Source organism: Ramlibacter sp. (assembly GCF_035655895.1).
GTDB lineage: Bacteria > Pseudomonadota > Gammaproteobacteria > Burkholderiales > Burkholderiaceae_C > Ramlibacter.
Window position 1 is genome coordinate 81,696 of record NZ_DASRTN010000004.1, and the last position, 19,511, is coordinate 101,206.

Sequence of the window (19,511 nt, forward strand, 5' to 3'; positions counted from 1 at the left end):
GTTCACTCGACGGCCTTGACCATCTCCTCGACCACCTTCTTGGCGTCGCCGAAGACCATCATGGTCTTGTCCATGTAGAACAGCTCGTTGTCCAGGCCGGCGTAGCCGGCGGCCATCGAGCGCTTGTTGACGATCACCGTCTTGGCCTTGTAGGCCTCCAGGATCGGCATGCCGTAGATCGGGCTGCCCTTCTGCAGCGCCGCCGGGTTCACCACGTCGTTGGCACCCAGCACGATGGCCACGTCGGCCTGGCCGAACTCGCCGTTGATGTCCTCCATCTCGAACACCTGGTCGTACGGCACCTCGGCCTCGGCCAGCAGCACGTTCATGTGGCCCGGCATGCGGCCGGCGACCGGGTGGATGGCGTACTTGACCGTGACGCCCTTCTCGGTGAGCTTCTGCGCGAGCTCCTTGACCGCATGCTGGGCACGCGCCACGGCCAGGCCGTAGCCCGGCACGATGACCACGGTCTCGGCGTTCGAGAGCACGAAGGCCGCGTCGTCGGCGCTGCCGCTCTTGACGGTGCGTTGCACCGAGTCGCCGGCCGCGGCCTGGCCCGCCTCGCCGCCGAAGCCGCCCAGGATCACGTTGAAGAACGAGCGGTTCATCGCCTTGCACATGATGTAGCTCAGGATCGCGCCCGAGCTGCCCACCAGCGAGCCGGCGATGATCAGCATGCTGTTGTTCAGCGAGAAGCCGATGCCCGCGGCGGCCCAGCCCGAATACGAGTTCAGCATCGACACCACCACCGGCATGTCGGCGCCGCCGATCGGAATGATGATGAGCACGCCCATGACGAAGGCCAAGGCCAGCATCGCGTAGAAGGCGGCGTGGTTCTCGGTGAACGTGAACACCAGGCCCAGGGCAACGGTGACCAGCCCCAGCACCAGGTTCAGCGGGTGCTGGCCCGGGAACACCACTGGCGCTCCCTTGAACAGCCGGAACTTGTAGGTGCCCGAGAGCTTGCCGAAGGCGATGACCGAGCCGCTGAAGGTGATCGCGCCGATGGCCGCCCCGAGGAACAGCTCCAGCCGGTTGCCGGTCGGGATGGGGGCGCCCTTGGGCAGGTTCTGCAGCAGCGCCGACGGCTCCAGCACGGCGGCCACGGCGATGAACACCGCGGCCAGGCCGATCATGCTGTGGAAGAACGCCACCAGCTCCGGCATCTTGGTCATCTCGACCGTGCGGGCGCGGTAGGCGCCGTAGCCGCCGCCGACCACCAGGCCGATCAGGACCCACACCAGGCCACGGCCGGCGCCGCCCGACAGCTCCACGATCAGCGCGGCGGTGGTGAGCACCGCGATGCCCATCCCGGCCATGCCGAACAGGTTGCCGCGGATCGAGGTGGTGGGGTGCGACAGGCCCTTGAGCGCCTGGATGAAGCAGACCGACGCCGCCAGGTACAGCAGCGTGACGAGATTCATGCTCATTGCCCGCCCTCCCTGGTGGGCGCCGCCTTGCGCTCCTTCTTGCGGAACATCTCCAGCATCCGGCGCGTGACCAGGAAGCCGCCGAAGATGTTCACCGCGGCCAGCGCCACCGCCAGCACGCCCAGCGAACGGCCGGCCCAGGTCTCGGTCTGCGCCGCCGCCAGCATCGCGCCGACGATCACGATCGCCGAGATGGCATTGGTCACGGCCATCAGCGGCGTGTGCAGCGCGGGCGTGACGGTCCAGACCACGTGGTAGCCGACGTAGATCGCCAGCACGAAGATGATCAGGTTGGTGATGGTGTGTGAGACTTCCATGTCAGGCCTTCCGCTTCACTTCGCCGTTCTGGGTCATCAGGCAGGCCGCGACGATGTCGTCCGCGGGATCGATCTGCAGCGGGCCTTCCTTGCCGAGGACCAGCTTCAGGAAGTCGAGCACGTTGCGCGCGTAGAGCGCCGAGGCATCGGCCGCCACCAGCGCCGGCAGGTTGGTCTCGCCGACCAGCGTCACGCCGTTCTTCACCACCGTGCGCCCGGGTTCGGTCAGCGGGCAGTTGCCGCCCTGGGGCGCCGCCAGGTCGACGATGACCGAGCCCGGCTTCATCGACTGCACCATCTCCTGCGTGACCAGGACCGGCGCCGCACGGCCGGGGATCAGAGCCGTGGTGATCACGATGTCGGCCTGGGCGACGCGCTTGGCGACCTCGGCCTTCTGGCGGTCGAGCCAGCTCTGGGGCATCGGACGGGCGTAGCCGCCGACGCCCTCGGCCGCGTCCTTCTCGTCCTGCGTCTCGTAGGGCACGTCGATGAACTTCGCGCCCAGCGATTCGACCTGCTCCTTCACCGAGGGCCGCACGTCCGACGCCTCGATGACGGCCCCCAGGCGCTTGGCCGTCGCGATGGCCTGCAGCCCGGCGACGCCGACACCCAGGATGACGACGCGGGCCGCCTTCACGGTCCCGGCAGCGGTCATCAGCATCGGGAAGAACCGCTGGTAGCGGTCGGCCGCGATCATCACGGCCTTGTAGCCCGCGATGTTGGCTTGCGAGGACAGCACGTCCATGCTCTGCGCGCGGGTGGTGCGCGGGGCGGCTTCGAGCGCGAAGGACGTGAGGCCCGCCGCCGCCAGCCGCTGCAGGCCCGGCGTGTCGAATGGATTGAGCATGCCCACGAGCGCGGCCCCCGGCTTCATCGCGGCCAGCTCGTTCTCCTGCGGGGCGCGCACCTTGAGCACCAGGTCGCACCCGAGCGCGCCGGCCTGGTCGGTGATCTCGGCGCCGGCCGCGACATACGCTGCATCGGTGGCGCTGGCGGCCAGCCCCGCGGCCGAGGCGACGCGCACCTGGTGCCCCTGCGCAGTGAGCTTCTTGGCCGTCTCGGGCGTGACGGCGACACGGGTTTCGCCCGCCGTGGTTTCGGCAGGCACACCAATCTGCATGGGCTGTCTCCTCGCTGGGCGCGATTTGGAATGGTTACTTGAAGCTTACATGAACTCAGCGGATCCCGAATGGAAATCGCGTGCTCCGGCCCCATGTCGGGGGAACCGATCCCGGCCCGCCGCTCTCCTTCTTCCGTGCGCCTCTTCGTCCTGTCCGCCGTGTTGCACCTGCTCATCGGGTTGCGGCTGATCCCCTTTCTGCCGCTGCCTGCGGGCCTGACGCTGGGCACCTGGCTGCTCGCCTCGGCCGTGCTGGTGCCGATGGGTCTAATGGCCCGACGCTTCGCGCGCCAGCCGGCGGCCGACCGGCTGGCCGTCGCCGGCCTGTTCTCGCTGGGGCTGTTCTCCTCGCTGTTCGTGCTCACCCTCGGCCGGGAGCTGCTGCTGGCCGGCGCCGCGCTGCTGCACACCGGGCCGTCGACCCTGGCGGCCCTCAGCGCCCGGGTCGTGCCGCTCCTTGCGCTTGCGCTCACCCTGCTCGGACTGCTCAACACCCGGCGCACTGCCCGGGTCAAGCGCGTCGACATCCCGATCGCGAACCTGCCGCAGGCGCTGCATGGCTTCACCATCGCGCAGATCACCGACCTGCACGTCGGGCCGACCATCCGGGGCCGCTACATCCAGCGCATCGTCGACCGGGTCAACCAGCTGCAGGCCGATGCCGTGGCGATCACCGGCGACATCGTGGACGGTCCGGTGTCGGAGCTCGGCCCGCACGTGGCGCCGCTGTCGGGCCTGCGCTCGCGCCACGGCACCTTCTTCGTGACCGGCAACCACGAGTACTACGCCGGCGCCGGACCCTGGCTGGCGGAGGTGCGGCGGCTGGGCATCCGCGTGCTGCTCAACGAGCATGTCGTCATCGAGCAGGGGGGCGCCCGCCTGGTGCTGGCCGGCGTGCCGGATTTCACCGCCCACCACTTCGACGCCTCGCACCAGAGCGACCCCGCGGCGGCCCTCGCCGGTGCGCCGCCCGATGCCGGGGCGCGCGTGCTGCTGGCCCACCAGCCGCGCAGCGCGACAGCGGCGGAGCAGGCGGGCTTCGACCTGCAGATTTCCGGCCACACGCACGGCGGCCAGTTCCTGCCCTGGGTGTTCTTCGTGCGCTTCCAGCAGCCGTTCACGGCCGGGCTGCACCGGATGGGTCGGCTCTGGGTCTACGTCAGCCGCGGAACAGGTTACTGGGGCCCGCCCAAGCGGCTGGGCGCCCCCTCCGAGATCACACGGTTGAGGCTGGTTCCCGCCTAGGCTGTGCTGGTGGGAGTCCTACAAGGACGCGGGTCCGCGTCCCACGCGGATGAGCTGGGCGCAAATCGAAAACTGCCCGGATGCCACGCCCAGCATTTCTCTCCTCTCCCCTCACGGGCGCCCGCGCCAATGGCGTCTGCTACCTCGGCGCCGCGCGTGCGCGACGCAAGTTCGAGCTTTACTACCCGGACGGCTTCCAGGACGAGACCTACCTGATCGCCGAGCGGGCCTACAAGGAACGCGCGCACCTGGAGTGGCAGGCCGAACTCGGGCCGGCCGAGTTCCGCAAGCTGCTGGCGCGTGGCGAGTTCCGGCAGATCGCCGACATCGCGATCCGGATCGAGTCCCGCACCAACCTGCTGTTCTCCTTCGAGAAGATGGCGCTGCGCGATGCGCTCAGGACGCCCGCCGGGGCGCGCCTCTTCGCCCACGAGCTCTACGCCTTCCTGCACGGGCGCGGGTCGGCGCAACGCAAGTTCGAGGACTGGGTGCAGGCGGTCGCCGACCTGCCGCAGCCGCGGGCACGGCTGCTCACGTGGCCGGTGGTCACGGTGTTCGGCTTCATCGCCCGCCCCGACCGCCACCTGTTCCTCAAGCCGCGCGTGACGCGCAAGGCCGCGCGCGCCTACGGCTTCGACTTCGGCTACCAGCCCGACCCCTCCTGGGCGGTCTACCAGGGCCTGCTGACCTTTGGCGCCATCATCCGCCGCGACCTCGACCGACGGCCGGGCTTCCGGGCACGCGACATGATCGACGTGCAGTCCTTCATCTGGGTGCAGGGCGCCGAGGAATACGACGCCTGATCAGGGCCGGCGCGCCGTGCGCGCCTTCAGGCAGGACCAGGTTTCCTCGGCCAGCGGCAGTGCATTGAACACGGCGGCCGCCGCGAAGCCGGCCAGCAGCACCGGCGGCGGCAGCGGCTGCTCCTTCCACCGCAGCCGCCAGTCCGGGCGTGCGTCGCCCAGCCCCAGCAGCGCCAGGGCCTGGTCCCAGCGCATCGTGGCCAGCAGGGCCAGCGCGAGCAGCGGCAGGATCTCCTGGAAGCTGTGCACCATCTGCTCGAACGCGGTGACGCGCCGCCGGGGCAGCGACCAGCGCAGGTCGGCCCAGACCGTGAGCTCGTGCAGCACGAAGGCGCTGGCCACGATGAGCAGCACCGCCGCGTTGATCTCGAGCAGCGCCATCGCCACGATGGCGCATCCCACCTGCGCGAACATCAGCTGGTGCAGCAGGTTCTCGCGCAGGCCGCTGGTGGTGGCGATCGAGGTCGCCTTGTGGCAGGCCCAGTCGGCCAGGCCCACGGCGACCCACACGGGGAACACCGCGTACACGAGGATCAGGCGTGCCGCATCGGCCATGGTGGGCGGATTCTGCCGCCGCGCCGGGGCGCCCGGCGTCGGCCCACGGCGCGTTCCGGCGCCACCATAATCCGCGGCCATGAGCATCCGTTGGAAACCGAGCGTGACCGTCGCCGCCGTCATCGAGCGCGACGGCCGGTTCCTGCTGGTCGAGGAAGAGACCAGCGACGGCCTGAAGCTGAACAACCCTGCCGGCCACCTGGACCCGGGGGAGTCGCCGGCGCAGGGCTGCGCCCGCGAGACGCTGGAGGAGACTGCGCACCGCTTCGAGCCCACGGCGCTGGTCGGCGTCTACCTGTCACGCGCGCAGCGCCCCGCCACCGGCGAGGACGTCACCTACCTGCGCTTGGCCTTCTGTGGCGTGCTGGGCGAGCGCGAGCCGGGGCGCCCGCTGGACACCGGCATCGTGCGCACGCTGTGGATGACCCCGCAGGAGATCCGCGACAGCCGCGACCGCCATCGCAGCCCGCTGCTGCTGCGCTGCGTGGAGGACTACCTGGCCGGCATCCGGCATCCGCTGGCCGTCGTGACCACCGACCCCAGCGTGTTCACCGGCGGCTGATCAATCGGCCTTGATCTGGGCGCGGCGGACGATGTCGCGCCAGATCGTCTGCTCGCGGCCGATGAAGGCGGCGAATTCGGACGCCGGCCCGCCCCCGCCGACCGCGTTGTCGGTGGCGAAGCGCTCGGTCACGGCGCTGGACCGCAGCGCCTTGTACGACTCCTCCTGGAGGCGCTTGACCACGTCGGGCGGCGTGCCCGCCGGCGCCAGGATGCCGTACCACTGGGAGGTCTCGAAGTTCCGGTGCCCCATCTCCTGCACGGTCGGCACCTCGGGCAGCGCGGCGATGCGCTCCTGCGTGCCGACCGCGATGGCCCGCAGCTTGCCGCCGCGGATGTGCGCGCCCAGCGCCGGCATGCCGGCCGAGGCCGCCTGGGTGCGCCCGGCCAGCAGGTCGGTCAGCTGCGGCCCCGTGCCGCGGTACGGGATGTGGGTCATGAACAGGCCCGTCACCAGCTTCAGGTACTCCATCGCGAGGTGGCCGGCGCTGGCGTTGCCGGCCGAGCCGTAGCTGAGCTTGCCCGGGTTGGCCTTGGCGTACGCGACGAACTCGCGGAAGTTCTTCGCCGGCACGTCCGGATGGATGACGAACACGTTGGGCACCTTGGCCAGCAGCGTGACGGGCACGAAGTCGCGGTTCACGTCGTACGGCTGGTTGGCCAGCATGTACGGGTTGACCGCCAGCGTGCCGACGTGCCCGAGGATGATCGTCGAGCCGTCCGGCGGCGCCTTGGCCGCCTCCACCATCGCCACCACGCCGGCCCCGCCCGGCTTGTTCTCGACGTAGACGTTCTGCCCCAGCTGCCGGGTCAGTTCCGCCGCGACCGAGCGGGCGACGATCTCCGAGGTGCCGCCCGGCGCGAACGGCACCAGGAAGCGGATCGGCTTGGACGGCCAGGTGGCCTGCGCGCGCAGGGCCGGCGCCGCCAGCAGCGCGGCGGCGCCGGCGACGAAGCGGCGCCGGGGCCAGGGGTTGCTCAGGGTCATGGGATGTCTCCTCGCCCGAGCTTAGGCAGGTGCGTTCAGAACTGGTACCGGCGCAAACCCCCATCCACCGGGATCACCGCGCCGGTGATGTAGCTCGCGCGCGGCGAGGCCAGGAACGCGACCAGGTCGGCCAGCTCGCCCGGCTCGCCGTAGCGGCCGACCGGGATCTCGTGCTCGGACTGCCAGGCCCGGTACTCGGGCGTGTAGTTGCGCAGGATCTGCTCGGACAGGATGCGCCCCGGCGGGATGCAGTTCACCGTGATCCCGTGCTGCCCGACCATGCGCGAGAGGCCCTTGGCCCAGCTGTGGATGCCGGCCTTGGCGCAGAACGCGCCGTTGATGTGCTCGGGCTCGCTCTTGCCGGTGATGTTGATGATGCGGCCCCAGCGGTTGGCGATCATCTGGTCGACCAGCGCATCGGCCAGCTGCCGCGGCCGGTGGAAGTTCAGCGTCATCGCCTCCTGCCAGGCGTCCTCGCTGACGTGCAGCGCCTGGAAGCTGCGCGAGCCGCCGGCGTTGTTGACGAGGATGTCGACGCGGCCGAGCGCCTGCACCGCGGCGCCGGCGAGCCTGGCGCAGGCGTCCTCCTCGTACAGGTCGCAGGCGAGCAGCACCGGCGGCGGGCCGCCGGCCGCGGTGATCTCGCCGGCCAGTTCCTGCAGCTTCTCGACCCGGCGTGCGGCGACCGCCACCCGCACGCCCTCGGCCGCGAGGGCCGCGGCGATCGCGCGGCCGATGCCCACGCTGGCACCCGTCACGAGCGCGGTCTTGCCCGACAGCTGGAGATCCATGCGCGCCTCACTCGCCGACGATCTTGCGCTCGCGCACGATCGCGCCCCACTGCGCGGACTCCTTGCGGATGAACTCGCCCAGCTCGGCCCGCGTGGTCGGATGCGGCGCCAGGCCGTGCTTGGTGAGGTACTCGCGCATCTCGGGCTCCCTGAGCACCTTGACGATCTCCTGGTTCCAGCGATCGAGCACGGGCGCCGGCACCTTGGCCGGCGCGACGAACGCGTACCAGTTCAGCGCCTGGAAGCCGGGATAGCCGGACTCGGCCACCGTGGGCACGTTGGGCAGGTGTGGCGGACGCGTCGGGCCGGTGGTGGCCAGCGCCAGCACCTTGCCGGTCTCGATGTGCGGCAGCGCGGTCGGGGGCGCCGCGAAGTAGCCGGTGAAGCGCCCGGCCAGCAGGTCCGGCATGGCCTGCGATCCGCCGCGGTACGGCACGTGGACCATGTCGGCGCCGATGCGCTGGGCGAACAGCTCGCCGGTCAGGTGCGAGGCGGAGCCGGGCCCGGTGGAGGCATAGCTCACGCTGCCCGGCTGCTTCCTGGCCAGCGCGACGAACTCGGCCAGCGTCTTCGGCCCGGTGGCGGCGTTGACCACCAGCACACTCGGGAAGTAGACCCCGCCGGACACCGGCGCCAGATCCTTCAGCGCGTCGTACGGCAGCTTCATCATGTGCGGCGCGATCGTCAGCGGGCCGATCGACCCGAGCAGCAGCAGGCTGCCGTCGGCCGGGCCCTGGGCCACCTGCTGGTGGGCGATGTTGCCGCCGGCACCGGCCTTGTTCTCCACCACCACCGACTGGCCGATGTTCTCGCCCAGCCGCTTGGCGATCATGCGGGCGGCGCCGTCGGCAGCCCCGCCCGGCGCGAAGCCGACCAGCAGCGTGACCGGCTTCTTGGGCGGGAAGTCCTGGGCGCCGGCCAGGCCGGCCGCGAACGCAGCCAGCACGGCCAGCAGGTGGCGCTTGTTCATGGAATGTCTCCTTCTTGGGGTTCAGGTCATCCGCGACGCATGCCAGCGCCGCAGCTCGGTGAGGAACATGCCCGCGACGCGGGCCTCGTTGCCAGAGGAAAAGCCCGCGGTGTGCGGGGTGACGAGCACGTTCGGCAGCGCCCACAGCGGCGACGCCGCGGGCAGCGGCTCGTGCGCGAAGACGTCGAGGTACGCGCCGGCCAGGCGGCCGGTCTGCAGCGCCGCGACGAGCGCGGCTTCGTCCACCACCTCGCCGCGGGCCACGTTCACCAGGTGCGCGCCGGCGGGGAGCCGTGCGAACTCGCCGGCGCCGACCAGGCCGCGGGTGCGCCCGGTGAGCGGGCAGGCCAGCAGCAGCCAGTCGGCCCGCGGCAAGACCTCGCCCAGGCCGTCGTACGTCACGGTCCGCAGTGCCGGGCCGGCGTCGGCGGCCGAGTGGCGCACCACCACCACCTGCAAGCCCAGCGCCTGCAGCAGCGGCGCCAGTGCCTGGCCGATCGGCCCCCACCCGACCAGCACCGCGGTCTGGCCGTCCAGGTCGGGCGGCAGGTCGGCGCCGAACAACGGCGCCCAGCGACGCTCGCGCTGTGCCTGCGCCAGCATCGGCAGGCGCCGCGCCAGCGCCAGCAGCCCGGCCAGGGCCGACTGCGCGACGACTCGGGCATTGGCGCCGGACGAGGTCGTGACGCGCACGCCGCGCGCCTGCAGCTCGCCGAAGATGGGCCGGTCGGCGCCGGCCGAATGGGTGTGCACCCAGCGCAGGCCGGGCGCGGCGCGCAGGGCGTCGTAGAACCGCTGCGTCTGCGGCTGCAGCTCGTGCTTGGTGGAGCGGCCGGTGACGTCGCGCGAGACGAACGCCGCGTCGACGTCGCCACCATCCTGCGGCGTGACGATCGCGTGCGGGACGCCTCCGAGCGCGTCGGCGACCGGCGCGGCCAGCCGCGCCCGCGCATGCTCCGACATCAGCAGGCGGATGCGCACCGCAGGTCCGCTCTCAGTCGGCCGTCGCGCCGGACTCGCGCACGATGACCTTCCACTTGTCGTGCTCCTTCCGCACGAACTGCCGGAACTGCTCGGGCGAGCCGCCGACCGGATCGGCCCCTTCGCGCACCATCTGCGCCTGCAGCCCCGGCAGCACGTCGTTCACGGCGCGATTGAGCTGCGCGACCACCGTCTCGGGCGTGCCCCTGGGGGCGAAGAAGCCGAACCACGAGCCGGCCTCGAACCCGGGAAAGCCCCGGTCGGCCACGGTCGGCACGTCGGGCAGCGAACGGGAGCGCTGGGCGCTGCTGACCGCCAGCGCGCGCAGCTTGCCGGCCTGGATGTGCTGGATCACCGAGGGAATGGTGGCGAACATGAACTGGACGCGCCCGGCCAGCAGGTCGTTCAGCGCGTCGGCGCCGCGGTACGGCACGTGGGTGGTCTGCACCCCCGACCGCTGGCTGAGCATGTAGCCCGACAGGTGCGACGAGGTGCCCACGCCGGTGGAGCCGTAGTTGAGCCTGCCCGGGTTGGCCTTGGCGTGCGCGATGAACTCCTCCAGCGTCGCCGCCGGCACCGACGGATGGACGACCAGCACGTTGGGCACGTCGGCGATCTGCACCACCGGCACCAGGTCGGTCAGCGGATCGATGTTGAGCTTGCGGTACAGCGTCGCGTTCACCGCCATCGGGCCGACCGAGTTGACGATCAGGGTGTGGCCGTCGGGGGCCGCCCGCGCGGCCATCTCGGTGCCGATGTTGCCGCCGCCGCCGGGCTTGTTGTCGACGACGAAGCTCTGCTTGAAACGTTCGGCCAGCTTCTGGCTCACCGAGCGGGCCAGGATGTCGGTGGTGCCGCCGGCGCTGAAGGCGACGACGACGCGCACCGGGCGCGTCGGCCAGTCCGCGCCCTGGGCGGCGGCGGCCGCGGCCAGGGTGGCACCGGCCAGCCATCCGCTGGCGGCCCGCAGCAGGCGGGCGGTGGGGTGGATCGGCATGCGTTGTCTCCTGTCGTTGTCGTGGATCGCGAAGCCGTCGGCCCTTCAATCGCGAAAGCCGGGGTCGGTGCGGTCCAGCTTGCGCAGCAGTGCCGGCCACTCCATCAGCCCGTAGGGCCGGCGGGTGCCGGGCTGGTAGTTGTTCCAGGTCTCCTCCAGCACCGGCGCCGGCACGCTGCGCAGCGGGCTGTTGCAGGCCATCGCGGCCAGCTGCGAACGGCAGGCCAGCTCCAGCCGGTGGGTCCAGTTGAACGCCTCGCCCACGGTGCGGCCCACCACCACCGCGCCGTGGTTGCGCAGGATCAGCGCCTCGCCCCGGCCCAGGTCCTCGATCAGCGAGGCCTGCTCGGCGGTGTCGAGCACCACGCCCTGGTACTCGTGGTAGCCGATCTTGAGGAAGCGCATCGCGGTCTGCGTGAGGGGCAGCAGGCCGCAGTCGAGCGCCGAGACCGCCATCGACGCCCAGCTGTGCGTGTGGATGATGCAGCCGACGTCGGCGCGGGCGCGGTGGATCGCGCTGTGAATCACGTAGCCGGCCTTGTTGATGCCGTAGTCGAGCGCGCCGAAATCCGGCTTCGACAGGATGCGGCCCTCCAGGTCGACCTTGATCAGGCTGGAGGCCGTGACCTCCTCGTACATCATCCCGTACGGGTTGATCAGGAAGGCGCCGGGCTCGCCGGGCACGTGCGACGAGATGTGGTTGGCCATCATGTCGGACATGCCGTACAGGTCCACCAGCCGGTAGCACGCCGCCAGGTCGACGCGGGCCTCCCACTCGGCTTGCGAGCAGCGGCCTTTCATCGAGGGGATCTGCAGGACGCCGGATCGCATGCTCGCTCCTTGTCAGTCGGCCCCGACGGCGATGCCGCTGGGCAGGCGTTTCTCGATCGAATACTTCATCAGCGCCGCGCAGCGGTAGACCGCGTGCGCGAACTTGCCGTACGGCAAGGTGAGGAACAGCGCCATCACCACGCCCAGGTGCACCGCCAGCAGCGTGGCCATCGCGGCGCTGTCGCGCCAGGCCAGCAGCGCCAGGCCGGTGGCGCTGGTGAGGAACAGCAGCGCGATGAAGCCCCGGTCCATCGGGCGCTGCGCCACGTCGCCGGCCAGCGGATGCCGACGCAGGTTCAGCCACAGGAGCCCGGCCGGGCCGACCAGCAGCCCGATGCCGCCCACCGTGCCCAGCACCACCGGCAGGCTGGTCAGCGGATAGGGCGCCGCCCAGCCGAGGGCGTAGTGGTACACCGTGGCCACGCAGGTCGCCGCAAAGCACAGCAGGAAGCCGTAGAAGGTCGCGTGGTGGAACCGCCGCCGCAGCAGCGTGAAGCGGTCGTCGTGCTCGTTGCAGCCGTCGCCGTGGCCGCCGCCCAGGTAGGTGAGCGCCATCGCGTGGTGCGTCGCCTCCGCCGCCGCGCCCGGCGCACCCGAGGCCGGCCGCACGTCGCGCCAGAAGCGCGAGCCGCCCATCGCGAGCGCCAGCAGCACGTAGAGGAAGACGGCCCCGAACAGGCCGGCCATCAGGTTGTGCGGGAACACGGCGTAGAAGTTGCCGGCCAGCGGGCCCTGGCGCAGCGTGCCGTTCAGGGCCAGCGCGAGCACCAGGAACAAGGCCAGGCCCAGGGCGGTGGCCAGGGCCACCACCAGCCCGTTGCGCGCGTACAGCCGCCCCAGCGGCGCGGGCCAGGCGTACTCGGCATAGGTCTGCCGCCGCACCGTCGCCATCGCCTGCGGCACCGCGACCGCGAACTCGTGCGGGGGCGCGTACTGGCAGGCATGCAGGCAGGCACCGCAGTTGTGGCACAGGTTGGCCAGGTAGTGGACGTCCGCCTTGTCGAACGACAGCCGGCGCGTCATGGCCGGGAACACCGCGCAGAAGCTCTCGCAGTAGCGGCAGGCATTGCAGATCTGCAGCTGGCGCGCGACCTCGGCCTCGGCGGGCGTGTCGCCGGTCGCCAGGCGGATCGCCTCCTGGGTGAGCGCGTCAAGCGACTGCATCGGCGACCTCCCGGGCGGCGACGGCGGCCTGTGCACCGGCGATGCGTCCGAACGCCGTGCCGATGCTCATGCCGACGCCGGCGGTGTAGCCCTTGCCCAGCACGTTGCCGGCCATCATCTCGCCGGCCACGAACAGGTTGTCGCTCGCCTGGCCGCCGAAGTGCACGCGGGCCCTGGCGTCGGTCTTCAGGCCCAGGTAGGTGAAGGTGATGCCCGGCCGCAGCGCGTATCCATAGAACGGCGGGGTGTCGATGCGGCGGGCCCAGTGCGTCTTGGGCGGCTGCAGCCCTTCGGTGTGGCAGTCGTCCAGCACGGTGTGGTCGAAGCGGCCCTCCCGGCAGGCCGCGTTGTAGACGTCGAGCGTTTGCATGAAGCGGCCGGGATCGAGGCCGAGCCTGGCCGCCAGCGCCGGCAGGCTGTCGGCCAGCGTGCCGGGGAAGACCGGCGGCATGAAGCGGCCGATCGCCTTGCTGTCGATCACGCAGTAGCCGATCTGCCCGGGCTGCTGCGCGACCAGGCGGCCCCAGATCGCGTAGCGCTTGGGCCAGAAATCCTCGCCCTCGTCGTAGAACCGCTCGGCATCGCGATTGAGCATGACGCCCAGGGAGACGCAGTCGACGCGCGTGACGATGCCGCCGTCATACAGCGGCGCGCGGGCGTCGATCGCCACGCAATGGCCCTGCGACGGATCGCCGACGGTGTCCGCGCCCTGCCCGATCATGTGGCGCAGCAGGACGCCCTGGTTGAAGCGGGTGCCGCGGATCAGGAAGTTGTCGGCAGGCCATTCGCCACGCTCGTTGCGGCCCCAGGCCTCGCGCAGCCATTCGCGGTTGGACTCGAAGCCGCCGCAGGCCAGCACGCAGGCGCGCGCCGCGATGCGCTCGCCGCCGATGCGGGCGGCGACGAAGCGGCCGCCCTCGATCTCCAGCGCATCGACCGGCGCGTCGTAGCGGATGCGCACGCCCAGCTGCTCGGCGCTGCGGTAGTAGGCGTTGACCAGCGCCTTGCCGCCGCCCATGAAGAACGCGTTGGTGCGCGACAGGTGCAGCGTGCCGGCCAGCGAGGGCTGGAAGCGCACGCCGTGGCGGCGCATCCAGTCGCGGCAGGTGCCCGAGGCGCGGATCACCAGCCGGGCCAGCGCCTCGTCGGTGGCGCCGCCGGTGACCTTGAGCAGGTCCTGCCAGAACTCCTCCTCGGGATAGGCGTCGACCAGGACGTCCTGCGGGGCGTCGTGCATGCAGCGCAGGTTGCGCGTGTGCTGGGAATTGCCGCCCCGCCATTCGCGCGGCGAGGCCTCCAGCAGGAGCACGCTGGCGCCCGCCTCGCGCGCCATCAGCGCGGCACAGAGCGCGGCGTTGCCGCCGCCGATCACGAGCACGTCGACCATCGCCGCACTGTAGTCGCCGACCCGGCGCGCGGGTAGCCATCGCCGCGCAGGGCGGTATCAGCGATCGTGATGGCTCAGGCGCGCGCCGTGCCAGCGGCCGCCGCCGACCAGCTCGCGGGCGCAATCGGCCAGCACCACCCGGGCGGCCAGCGCCGCCGGCGAGAGCTCGTCGTCCGACAGGCTGCACAGCGAGTTGATGCGCCGCACCTGCGGATCGGCGATCTCGGCCAGCTGGAACCGCTGGGCGCCGTCCGGGTAGCGGCCGATCGCCGCCCACGGCTGCACCGTGCTGCCCAGCCCGTGGTCCACCGCGTCCATCAGCATGGCGAGCGAGTCGATCTCGGCGGACAGCGTCGGCCGCAGCCGGACCCGGGCGAACGCCGCGTCGACCGTGCTGCGCAGCCCGTGCGGGCCGGTCGGCAGGATCAGCGGCACGCCCTTCAGGGCGGCCATGCGGATGCGCGTCGCCCCGGCCGGCGCGTCGCCCCGGCGGCTGCCGATCAGGAACAGCTTCTCCTGCAGCAGCGGCGTGACGCTCCAGCGGCGGGCCGGATCGGTGTCGAACAGCACGGCCAGGTCGAGCTGGCGCGCGTTGAGCATCTGGGACAGGTGGCCGGACAGGCCCTCGACCATGTGCAGCCGGACGTCCGGATAGCGCGCGCGCATCGCCACCATCAGCGGCACGCCCAGCACCGAGGCCGTGGTCGGCGCCAACCCCACGCTGACGCTGCCGCTCAGCCGGGCCTCGTGGGCCGCGCGGGTGGCCTGATCGGCGTGGCGCAGGGCCAGCTGCGCCTCGCGGAAGAACGCGAGCCCAGCTTCGGTGGGCGTCACGCCCTTGCTGGTGCGCTGCAGGAGGCGGGTGGCGAGTTCGCCTTCCAGCCGCGCCATCTGCTGGCTGAGGGCGGACTGCACCAGCTGCAGGTCGAGCGCGGCGCGGCTGATGCTGCCGAGCTCGACGATGCGGACGAAGTAACGCAGCTGGCGCAGTTCCATGGCAGGCGCCGACTCTAGCGGGTCCGCCGTCCGGGCTTGCCGACCCCGTGCCCGCGGGATGGCCGGCACTGCGTGCAGGCCTCGCGCACCGCGCCCGGGCCGGCCGCGGCGCGCTTGTGGCGCGACGCCGGGCGGGCGGAACCCGCAGCCCTGCAGCGGGAACGCCCCACTGGGGATAATCCGGCCCATGAGCGGGAGCAAGCGCGTGGTGGTCGGGCTGAGCGGGGGCGTGGACTCCGCGGTCAGCGCCTGGCTGCTCAAGCAGCAGGGCCACGACGTGGTCGGCATCTTCATGAAGAACTGGGAGGACGATGACGAGGACGCGTACTGCTCGTCGCGCCAGGACTTCCTGGATGCCGCCAGCGTGGCCGACGTGATCGGCATCGAGATCGAGCACGTGAACTTCGCGGCCGAGTACCGCGACCGGGTCTTCGCCGAGTTCCTGCGCGAGTACCAGGCCGGCCGCACGCCCAACCCCGACGTGCTGTGCAACGCCGAGATCAAGTTCAAGGCCTTCCTCGACCACGCGATGCGGCTGGGCGCCGAGAAGATCGCCACCGGCCACTACGCCCGCGTGCGCGAGCGCGACGGCCGCGTCGAGCTGCTCAAGGGCCTGGACGAGACCAAGGATCAGAGCTACTTCCTGCACCGGCTGACGCAGGCCCAGCTGGCCCGCACGCTGTTTCCCGTGGGCGAGCTGTGCAAGACCGAGGTGCGCCGCATCGCGGCGGAGATCGGCCTGCCCAACGCGAAGAAGAAGGATTCGACCGGCATCTGCTTCATCGGCGAGCGGCCGTTCCGCGAGTTCCTCAACCGCTACATCCAGAAGGAGCCCGGCCCGATCCGCGACGAGCGCGGCCGCGTGATCGGCCAGCACCAGGGCCTGTCGTTCTACACGCTGGGCCAGCGGCAGGGCCTGGGCATCGGCGGGGTCAAGGCCAGGGGCGCGCAGCGGGGTGGCGGCGAGCACGCGCCCTGGTTCGTCGCGCGCAAGGACCTGGAGCACAACACGCTGTGGGTGGTGCAGGGCCACGACCATCCCTGGCTGCAGTCGCTGGCGCTCGATGCCGGCGACGCGAGCTGGACGGCCGGCACGCCGCCGGATCCCGGCGCTTACGGCGCCAAGACCCGCTACCGCCAGGCCGACGCCCCCTGCACCCTGGCCGGCGGCGCCAACGGGGCCTTCCACCTGGATTTCAGCGACCCGCAATGGGCGGTGACGCCGGGCCAGTCGGCCGTGCTGTACGACGGCGAGGTGTGCCTGGGCGGCGGGGTGATCGGGACGGCGGCGGGCAGCTGACGCCGGCGGCCTGGTCCACCAAGCGACCGGGGCACCGCCCACCGCGCGACTTGTCGTCCCCCTGCGTCCGGTTCACCGCGGGGCGGCCTGGACCGCCCGGGAGCGACGTCGACGCACGGCCCTTGACGACGGCGGCCCGCCGTGGCGCCGCGCCTGGCGCTGCTAGGCCCGCGCCGGCCGCCGCGCCGGCGCCCGGCCGGCGCGCCCCAGGCCGGCGGTGACCAGGGCTGCTGCCAGGGTGACCAGCCAGGAGAAGTACACCCACAGCAGGAAAGCCAGCAGCGGAGCGAACGCCCCGTACACGGTGCGGTAGGTGGGCACCTTGAGCAGGTACAGCGCGAACCCGCGCTTGCCGAGTTCGAACGCGACAGCCGCCAGCAGGCCGCCGGCGATCGCTTCGCGCCGGCGCACCTTGGCGTTGGGCACCACGTGGAACAGCCCGGCGAAGCCGACCACGCCCAGCACCAGCGGGCCGAGGTTCAGCACGAAGGCGGCCGCCGGCGGCAGCGTCCTGAGCAGGCCGCTCGAGGCGGCCTGCAGGTACGAGGTCGCCCAGAGGCTGGCACCCAGCAGCGTCGGTGCGACCGCCAGCATGAGCAGGTACAGGCCCAGGCGCCGCAGCACGGTGCGCTCCTTGCGGACCTGCCAGATGCGGTTGAGGACCTTCTCGACCGTGAACGCCGTCGCCAGGGCCGTGGCCACCAGGAACAGCGTGCCGACCGGCGTCAGGCTGCCGGTGTTGGCGGTGAACTGGCCCAGGTGCTTGAGCACCGTGCGGGCAATGTCGGCCGGCAGCAGGCCCTTGAGCAGGTGCTCCTGCAGCGCCGTCCCGACGCCCCGGATGGCCGGGAAGCGGGCGAACAGCGCGAAGCTGACCGCCAGCAGCGGCACGATCGACAGCACCGTGGTGAAGGTCAGGCTGCCGGCCACCTGCGCCAGGCGTTCCTCGCGGGCGCGGCGGATGGTGAGGGGGATCAGGGCGAGCATGGGGTGGCACCCTGCGGGAGCTCAGGCCGGGCGCGCCAGGCACGCACGGCCGTCCCACGGCCACGGCCCCTGGCGGGCGCCGGGACCCGTGGCTCCCGGTGTGCGCGGGCGCGGCTCAGAACGGAATGTCGTCGTCCATGTCGTCGAAGCCCGACGACGGCTTGCCGGCGGCCGGGCGCTGGGCCGCGGGGGCGGGGGCGCGGGCCGGCGGCGCCGAGCGGCGCGGGGCGCTGTCGTAGCCGCCGTCGTCGTCGCCCATCGAGGAGCCGCCACCACCACCGCCACCACCGCCACCGCCCATGCCCTGGCGCGAGCCGAGCATCTGCATCTGGTCGGCCCGGATCTCGGTGGTGAATTTCTCGACGCCCTGCTGGTCGGTCCACTTGCGGGTGCGCAGGCTGCCCTCGACATAGACCTGGGAGCCCTTGCGCAGGTACTCGCCGGCGATCTCGGCCAGGCGGCCGTTGAACACCACGCGGTGCCACTCGGTGGCCTCCTTCATCTCGCCGCTCTGCTTGTCCTTCCAGCGGTCGGTGGTGGCGATGGTGACGTTGGCCACCCGGTCGCCGCTCGGGAAGGTGCGCATTTCGGGGTCGCGGCCGAGATTGCCGACGATGATGACTTTGTTGACGGATGCCATGGTGTTCGTTCCTCCGGGAGGGTCGGTTCGGATTATGTCGCCTGGGCTTCTTCGGCCAGCACTTCTTCGGCCGAGGGCTGGCGGGCCGGCGCCCGCATCGGCCAGGCCACCACCAGCCACAGCACCATCAGGCCGGCGCAGGCCGCGAACAGCCCCTGCACTCCAACGTGCTGGATCAGCCAGCCGCCGACCGCGCCGCCCGCAAAGAAGCCCAGCGATTGGAGGGTGTTGTACACGCCCAGCGCCGCACCCCGTGCCTGGGGAGGCGCCACGCGCGAGGCCAGGCTGGGCTGGGTCGCCTCCAGGATGTTGAAGCCGCAGAAGAACAGGAACAGCACCAGCCCCAACGCCAGGATCCCGGGCCGGCCGGCCACGCCCAGCAGCACCAGCTGCACCACGGCGATCAGCGCGATCGCCGCCAGGAACACCGCCCGCAGGTAGCCGCGCCGCTCCAGCGGGAACAGCGTGAAGGCCATCACGACGAACGACGCCAGCACCGCCGGCAGGTACACGGTCCAGTGCCGGTCCTTGGCCAGGCCGGCCTGCACGAGTAGCGCCGGCAGCGCCACCCACATCGCCAGCTGCACCGCATGCAGGATGAAGACGCCGACGTTCAGCCGGACCAGGGCGGGATGCCGCAGCACGTCGGCCAGCCGCCCGCGCGGCACGTTCTTGCGGACGGCCGGCTCCGGCGGTGCCCACCACAGCACCACGCCCATGCAGGCCATCGCCAGCGCGCCGGTCACGGCGAACAGGCCGGACAGCCCGATGGCCGCCGCCGCCGCGGGCGCCACCACCAGCGACAGCGCGAACATCAGGCCGATGCTGGCGCCCACCAGCGCCATCGCCTTGGTCCGCACCTCGTCGCGGGTCTGGTCGGCCAGCAGGGCGGTGACCGCGGCCGAGACCGCCCCGGCACCCTGCAGGGCCCGGCCGGCGACCAGCCAGGGCAGGCTCGCGGCCGCCGCGGCCAGGAAGCTGCCCAGCGCGAACACGGCCAGCCCCGCCACGATCACCCGCTTGCGGCCGAACCGGTCCGAGGCCAGCCCGAACGGGATCTGCAGCACCCCCTGGGTCAGCCCGTAGATGCCCATCGCCAGGCCGACCAGGGCGGCATCGGCGCCGCCGGGGTAGCGCGCAGCCTCGATGGCGAACACCGGCAGCACCAGGAACAGCCCGAGCATGCGGGAGGCGAAGACGGTGGCGAGGGAGGCGCTGGCGCGGCGCTCCAACGCGGTCATGCGGGTGGTCGCGGCAGGGGCGGGGGACGGGTTCACGAATCGGTCGGCGGCAGGTCGGGCGCATCGCCCGGCAAAACGTCGATTGTCGTGGAAGCGCGCGGCGGCCTGCGCCGGGAGGCCGGGGCCGCGGGATACAACTGACTCACGCCCTTACAGCGGGCGGGCGGGCGCGGGCACGGACGCGCAGCGCCGCCGCAGCCCTATCAT

General features: G+C 71.9%; 20 protein-coding genes. 4 read left to right on the plus strand and 16 right to left on the minus strand.

Translation table 11 applies throughout. From position 1 onward, the window contains the following. Positions 1-2: 2 nt before the first annotated feature. The 3 genes from VFE82_RS02355 to VFE82_RS02365 are packed head-to-tail and all read right to left on the minus strand — an operon-like array spanning position 3 to position 2,867. Entirely contained in the window at positions 3-1,430 is a 1,428-nt protein-coding gene (locus VFE82_RS02355; protein ID WP_324998626.1) for an NAD(P)(+) transhydrogenase (Re/Si-specific) subunit beta, read from the minus strand. Further along, complete coding sequence (locus VFE82_RS02360; protein WP_324998627.1) at positions 1,427-1,747, minus strand: NAD(P) transhydrogenase subunit alpha; 321 nt, start codon at positions 1,745-1,747, stop codon at positions 1,427-1,429. Before VFE82_RS02360 ends, VFE82_RS02355 begins: the two co-directional genes overlap by 4 nt. A gap of 1 nt (position 1,748) precedes the next feature. Further along, a complete protein-coding gene (locus VFE82_RS02365) occupies positions 1,749-2,867 on the minus strand; it encodes a Re/Si-specific NAD(P)(+) transhydrogenase subunit alpha (RefSeq protein WP_324998628.1) in 1,119 nt (372 codons plus the stop codon). 93 nt (positions 2,868-2,960) lie between these two features. Between VFE82_RS02365 and VFE82_RS02370 the strand changes: the two genes are divergently transcribed. Together VFE82_RS02370 and VFE82_RS02375 are read left to right on the plus strand one after the other, a co-directional pair. Beyond that, a complete protein-coding gene (locus VFE82_RS02370) occupies positions 2,961-4,112 on the plus strand; it encodes a metallophosphoesterase (protein WP_324998629.1) in 1,152 nt (383 codons plus the stop codon). A gap of 80 nt (positions 4,113-4,192) precedes the next feature. Beyond that, a complete protein-coding gene (locus VFE82_RS02375) occupies positions 4,193-4,915 on the plus strand; it encodes a hypothetical protein (protein ID WP_324998630.1) in 723 nt (240 codons plus the stop codon). On the opposite strand, the gene VFE82_RS02380 is transcribed toward VFE82_RS02375, so the two are convergent. Then, positions 4,916-5,470: a diguanylate cyclase gene (locus VFE82_RS02380; protein WP_324998631.1), complete on the minus strand. Its 555-nt coding sequence runs from the start codon at positions 5,468-5,470 to the stop codon at positions 4,916-4,918. A 79-nt stretch (positions 5,471-5,549) separates the two neighbouring features. Here VFE82_RS02380 and VFE82_RS02385 point away from each other — a divergent pair, with 79 nt between their 5' ends. Next, entirely contained in the window at positions 5,550-6,032 is a 483-nt protein-coding gene (locus tag VFE82_RS02385; RefSeq protein WP_324998632.1) for an NUDIX hydrolase, read from the plus strand. Here VFE82_RS02385 and VFE82_RS02390 read toward each other — a convergent pair whose 3' ends face one another. The 9 genes from VFE82_RS02390 to VFE82_RS02430 are packed head-to-tail and all read right to left on the minus strand — an operon-like array spanning position 6,033 to position 15,136. Further along, positions 6,033-7,019, minus strand: a complete 987-nt coding sequence (locus VFE82_RS02390) for a tripartite tricarboxylate transporter substrate binding protein (RefSeq protein ID WP_324998633.1) — start codon at positions 7,017-7,019, stop codon at positions 6,033-6,035. It lies immediately after the preceding gene. Positions 7,020-7,054: 35 nt separating this feature from the next. Beyond that, the gene (locus VFE82_RS02395) at positions 7,055-7,810 is read right to left on the minus strand and encodes an SDR family NAD(P)-dependent oxidoreductase (RefSeq protein ID WP_324998634.1); all 756 of its coding nucleotides are present in this window, start codon (positions 7,808-7,810) and stop codon (positions 7,055-7,057) included. A 7-nt stretch (positions 7,811-7,817) separates the two neighbouring features. Next, the gene (locus tag VFE82_RS02400) at positions 7,818-8,780 is read right to left on the minus strand and encodes a tripartite tricarboxylate transporter substrate binding protein (protein WP_324998635.1); all 963 of its coding nucleotides are present in this window, start codon (positions 8,778-8,780) and stop codon (positions 7,818-7,820) included. A gap of 21 nt (positions 8,781-8,801) precedes the next feature. Continuing rightward, a complete protein-coding gene (locus VFE82_RS02405) occupies positions 8,802-9,743 on the minus strand; it encodes a D-2-hydroxyacid dehydrogenase (RefSeq protein ID WP_414708714.1) in 942 nt (313 codons plus the stop codon). A gap of 31 nt (positions 9,744-9,774) precedes the next feature. Then, complete coding sequence (locus VFE82_RS02410; protein ID WP_324998637.1) at positions 9,775-10,758, minus strand: tripartite tricarboxylate transporter substrate binding protein; 984 nt, start codon at positions 10,756-10,758, stop codon at positions 9,775-9,777. A gap of 45 nt (positions 10,759-10,803) precedes the next feature. Then, the gene (locus VFE82_RS02415; protein WP_324998638.1) at positions 10,804-11,589 is read right to left on the minus strand and encodes a class II aldolase/adducin family protein; all 786 of its coding nucleotides are present in this window, start codon (positions 11,587-11,589) and stop codon (positions 10,804-10,806) included. Positions 11,590-11,601: 12 nt separating this feature from the next. After that, positions 11,602-12,753, minus strand: a complete 1,152-nt coding sequence (gene tcuB, locus VFE82_RS02420) for a tricarballylate utilization 4Fe-4S protein TcuB (protein ID WP_324998639.1) — start codon at positions 12,751-12,753, stop codon at positions 11,602-11,604. Beyond that, the gene (gene tcuA, locus VFE82_RS02425) at positions 12,740-14,140 is read right to left on the minus strand and encodes an FAD-dependent tricarballylate dehydrogenase TcuA (RefSeq protein WP_324998640.1); all 1,401 of its coding nucleotides are present in this window, start codon (positions 14,138-14,140) and stop codon (positions 12,740-12,742) included. Before tcuA ends, tcuB begins: the two co-directional genes overlap by 14 nt. A gap of 57 nt (positions 14,141-14,197) precedes the next feature. Then, positions 14,198-15,136 (minus strand): LysR substrate-binding domain-containing protein, encoded by a 939-nt coding sequence (locus VFE82_RS02430; RefSeq protein ID WP_324998641.1) that lies wholly within the window; start codon positions 15,134-15,136, stop codon positions 14,198-14,200. 187 nt (positions 15,137-15,323) lie between these two features. Here VFE82_RS02430 and mnmA point away from each other — a divergent pair, with 187 nt between their 5' ends. Beyond that, on the plus strand, positions 15,324-16,436 hold the full coding sequence (gene mnmA, locus VFE82_RS02435; RefSeq protein ID WP_324998642.1) for a tRNA 2-thiouridine(34) synthase MnmA: 1,113 nt from the start codon (positions 15,324-15,326) through the stop codon (positions 16,434-16,436). A 162-nt stretch (positions 16,437-16,598) separates the two neighbouring features. On the opposite strand, the gene VFE82_RS02440 is transcribed toward mnmA, so the two are convergent. The 3 genes from VFE82_RS02440 to VFE82_RS02450 form a co-directional block, all read right to left on the minus strand. Further along, positions 16,599-17,423 (minus strand): YihY family inner membrane protein, encoded by an 825-nt coding sequence (locus tag VFE82_RS02440; RefSeq protein WP_324998643.1) that lies wholly within the window; start codon positions 17,421-17,423, stop codon positions 16,599-16,601. Between the two features lie 115 nt (positions 17,424-17,538). Then, the gene (ssb, locus tag VFE82_RS02445; protein WP_324998644.1) at positions 17,539-18,063 is read right to left on the minus strand and encodes a single-stranded DNA-binding protein; all 525 of its coding nucleotides are present in this window, start codon (positions 18,061-18,063) and stop codon (positions 17,539-17,541) included. Positions 18,064-18,095: 32 nt separating this feature from the next. Beyond that, complete coding sequence (locus VFE82_RS02450) at positions 18,096-19,304, minus strand: MFS transporter (protein WP_324998645.1); 1,209 nt, start codon at positions 19,302-19,304, stop codon at positions 18,096-18,098. Between the last annotated feature and the right edge of the window lie 207 nt (positions 19,305-19,511).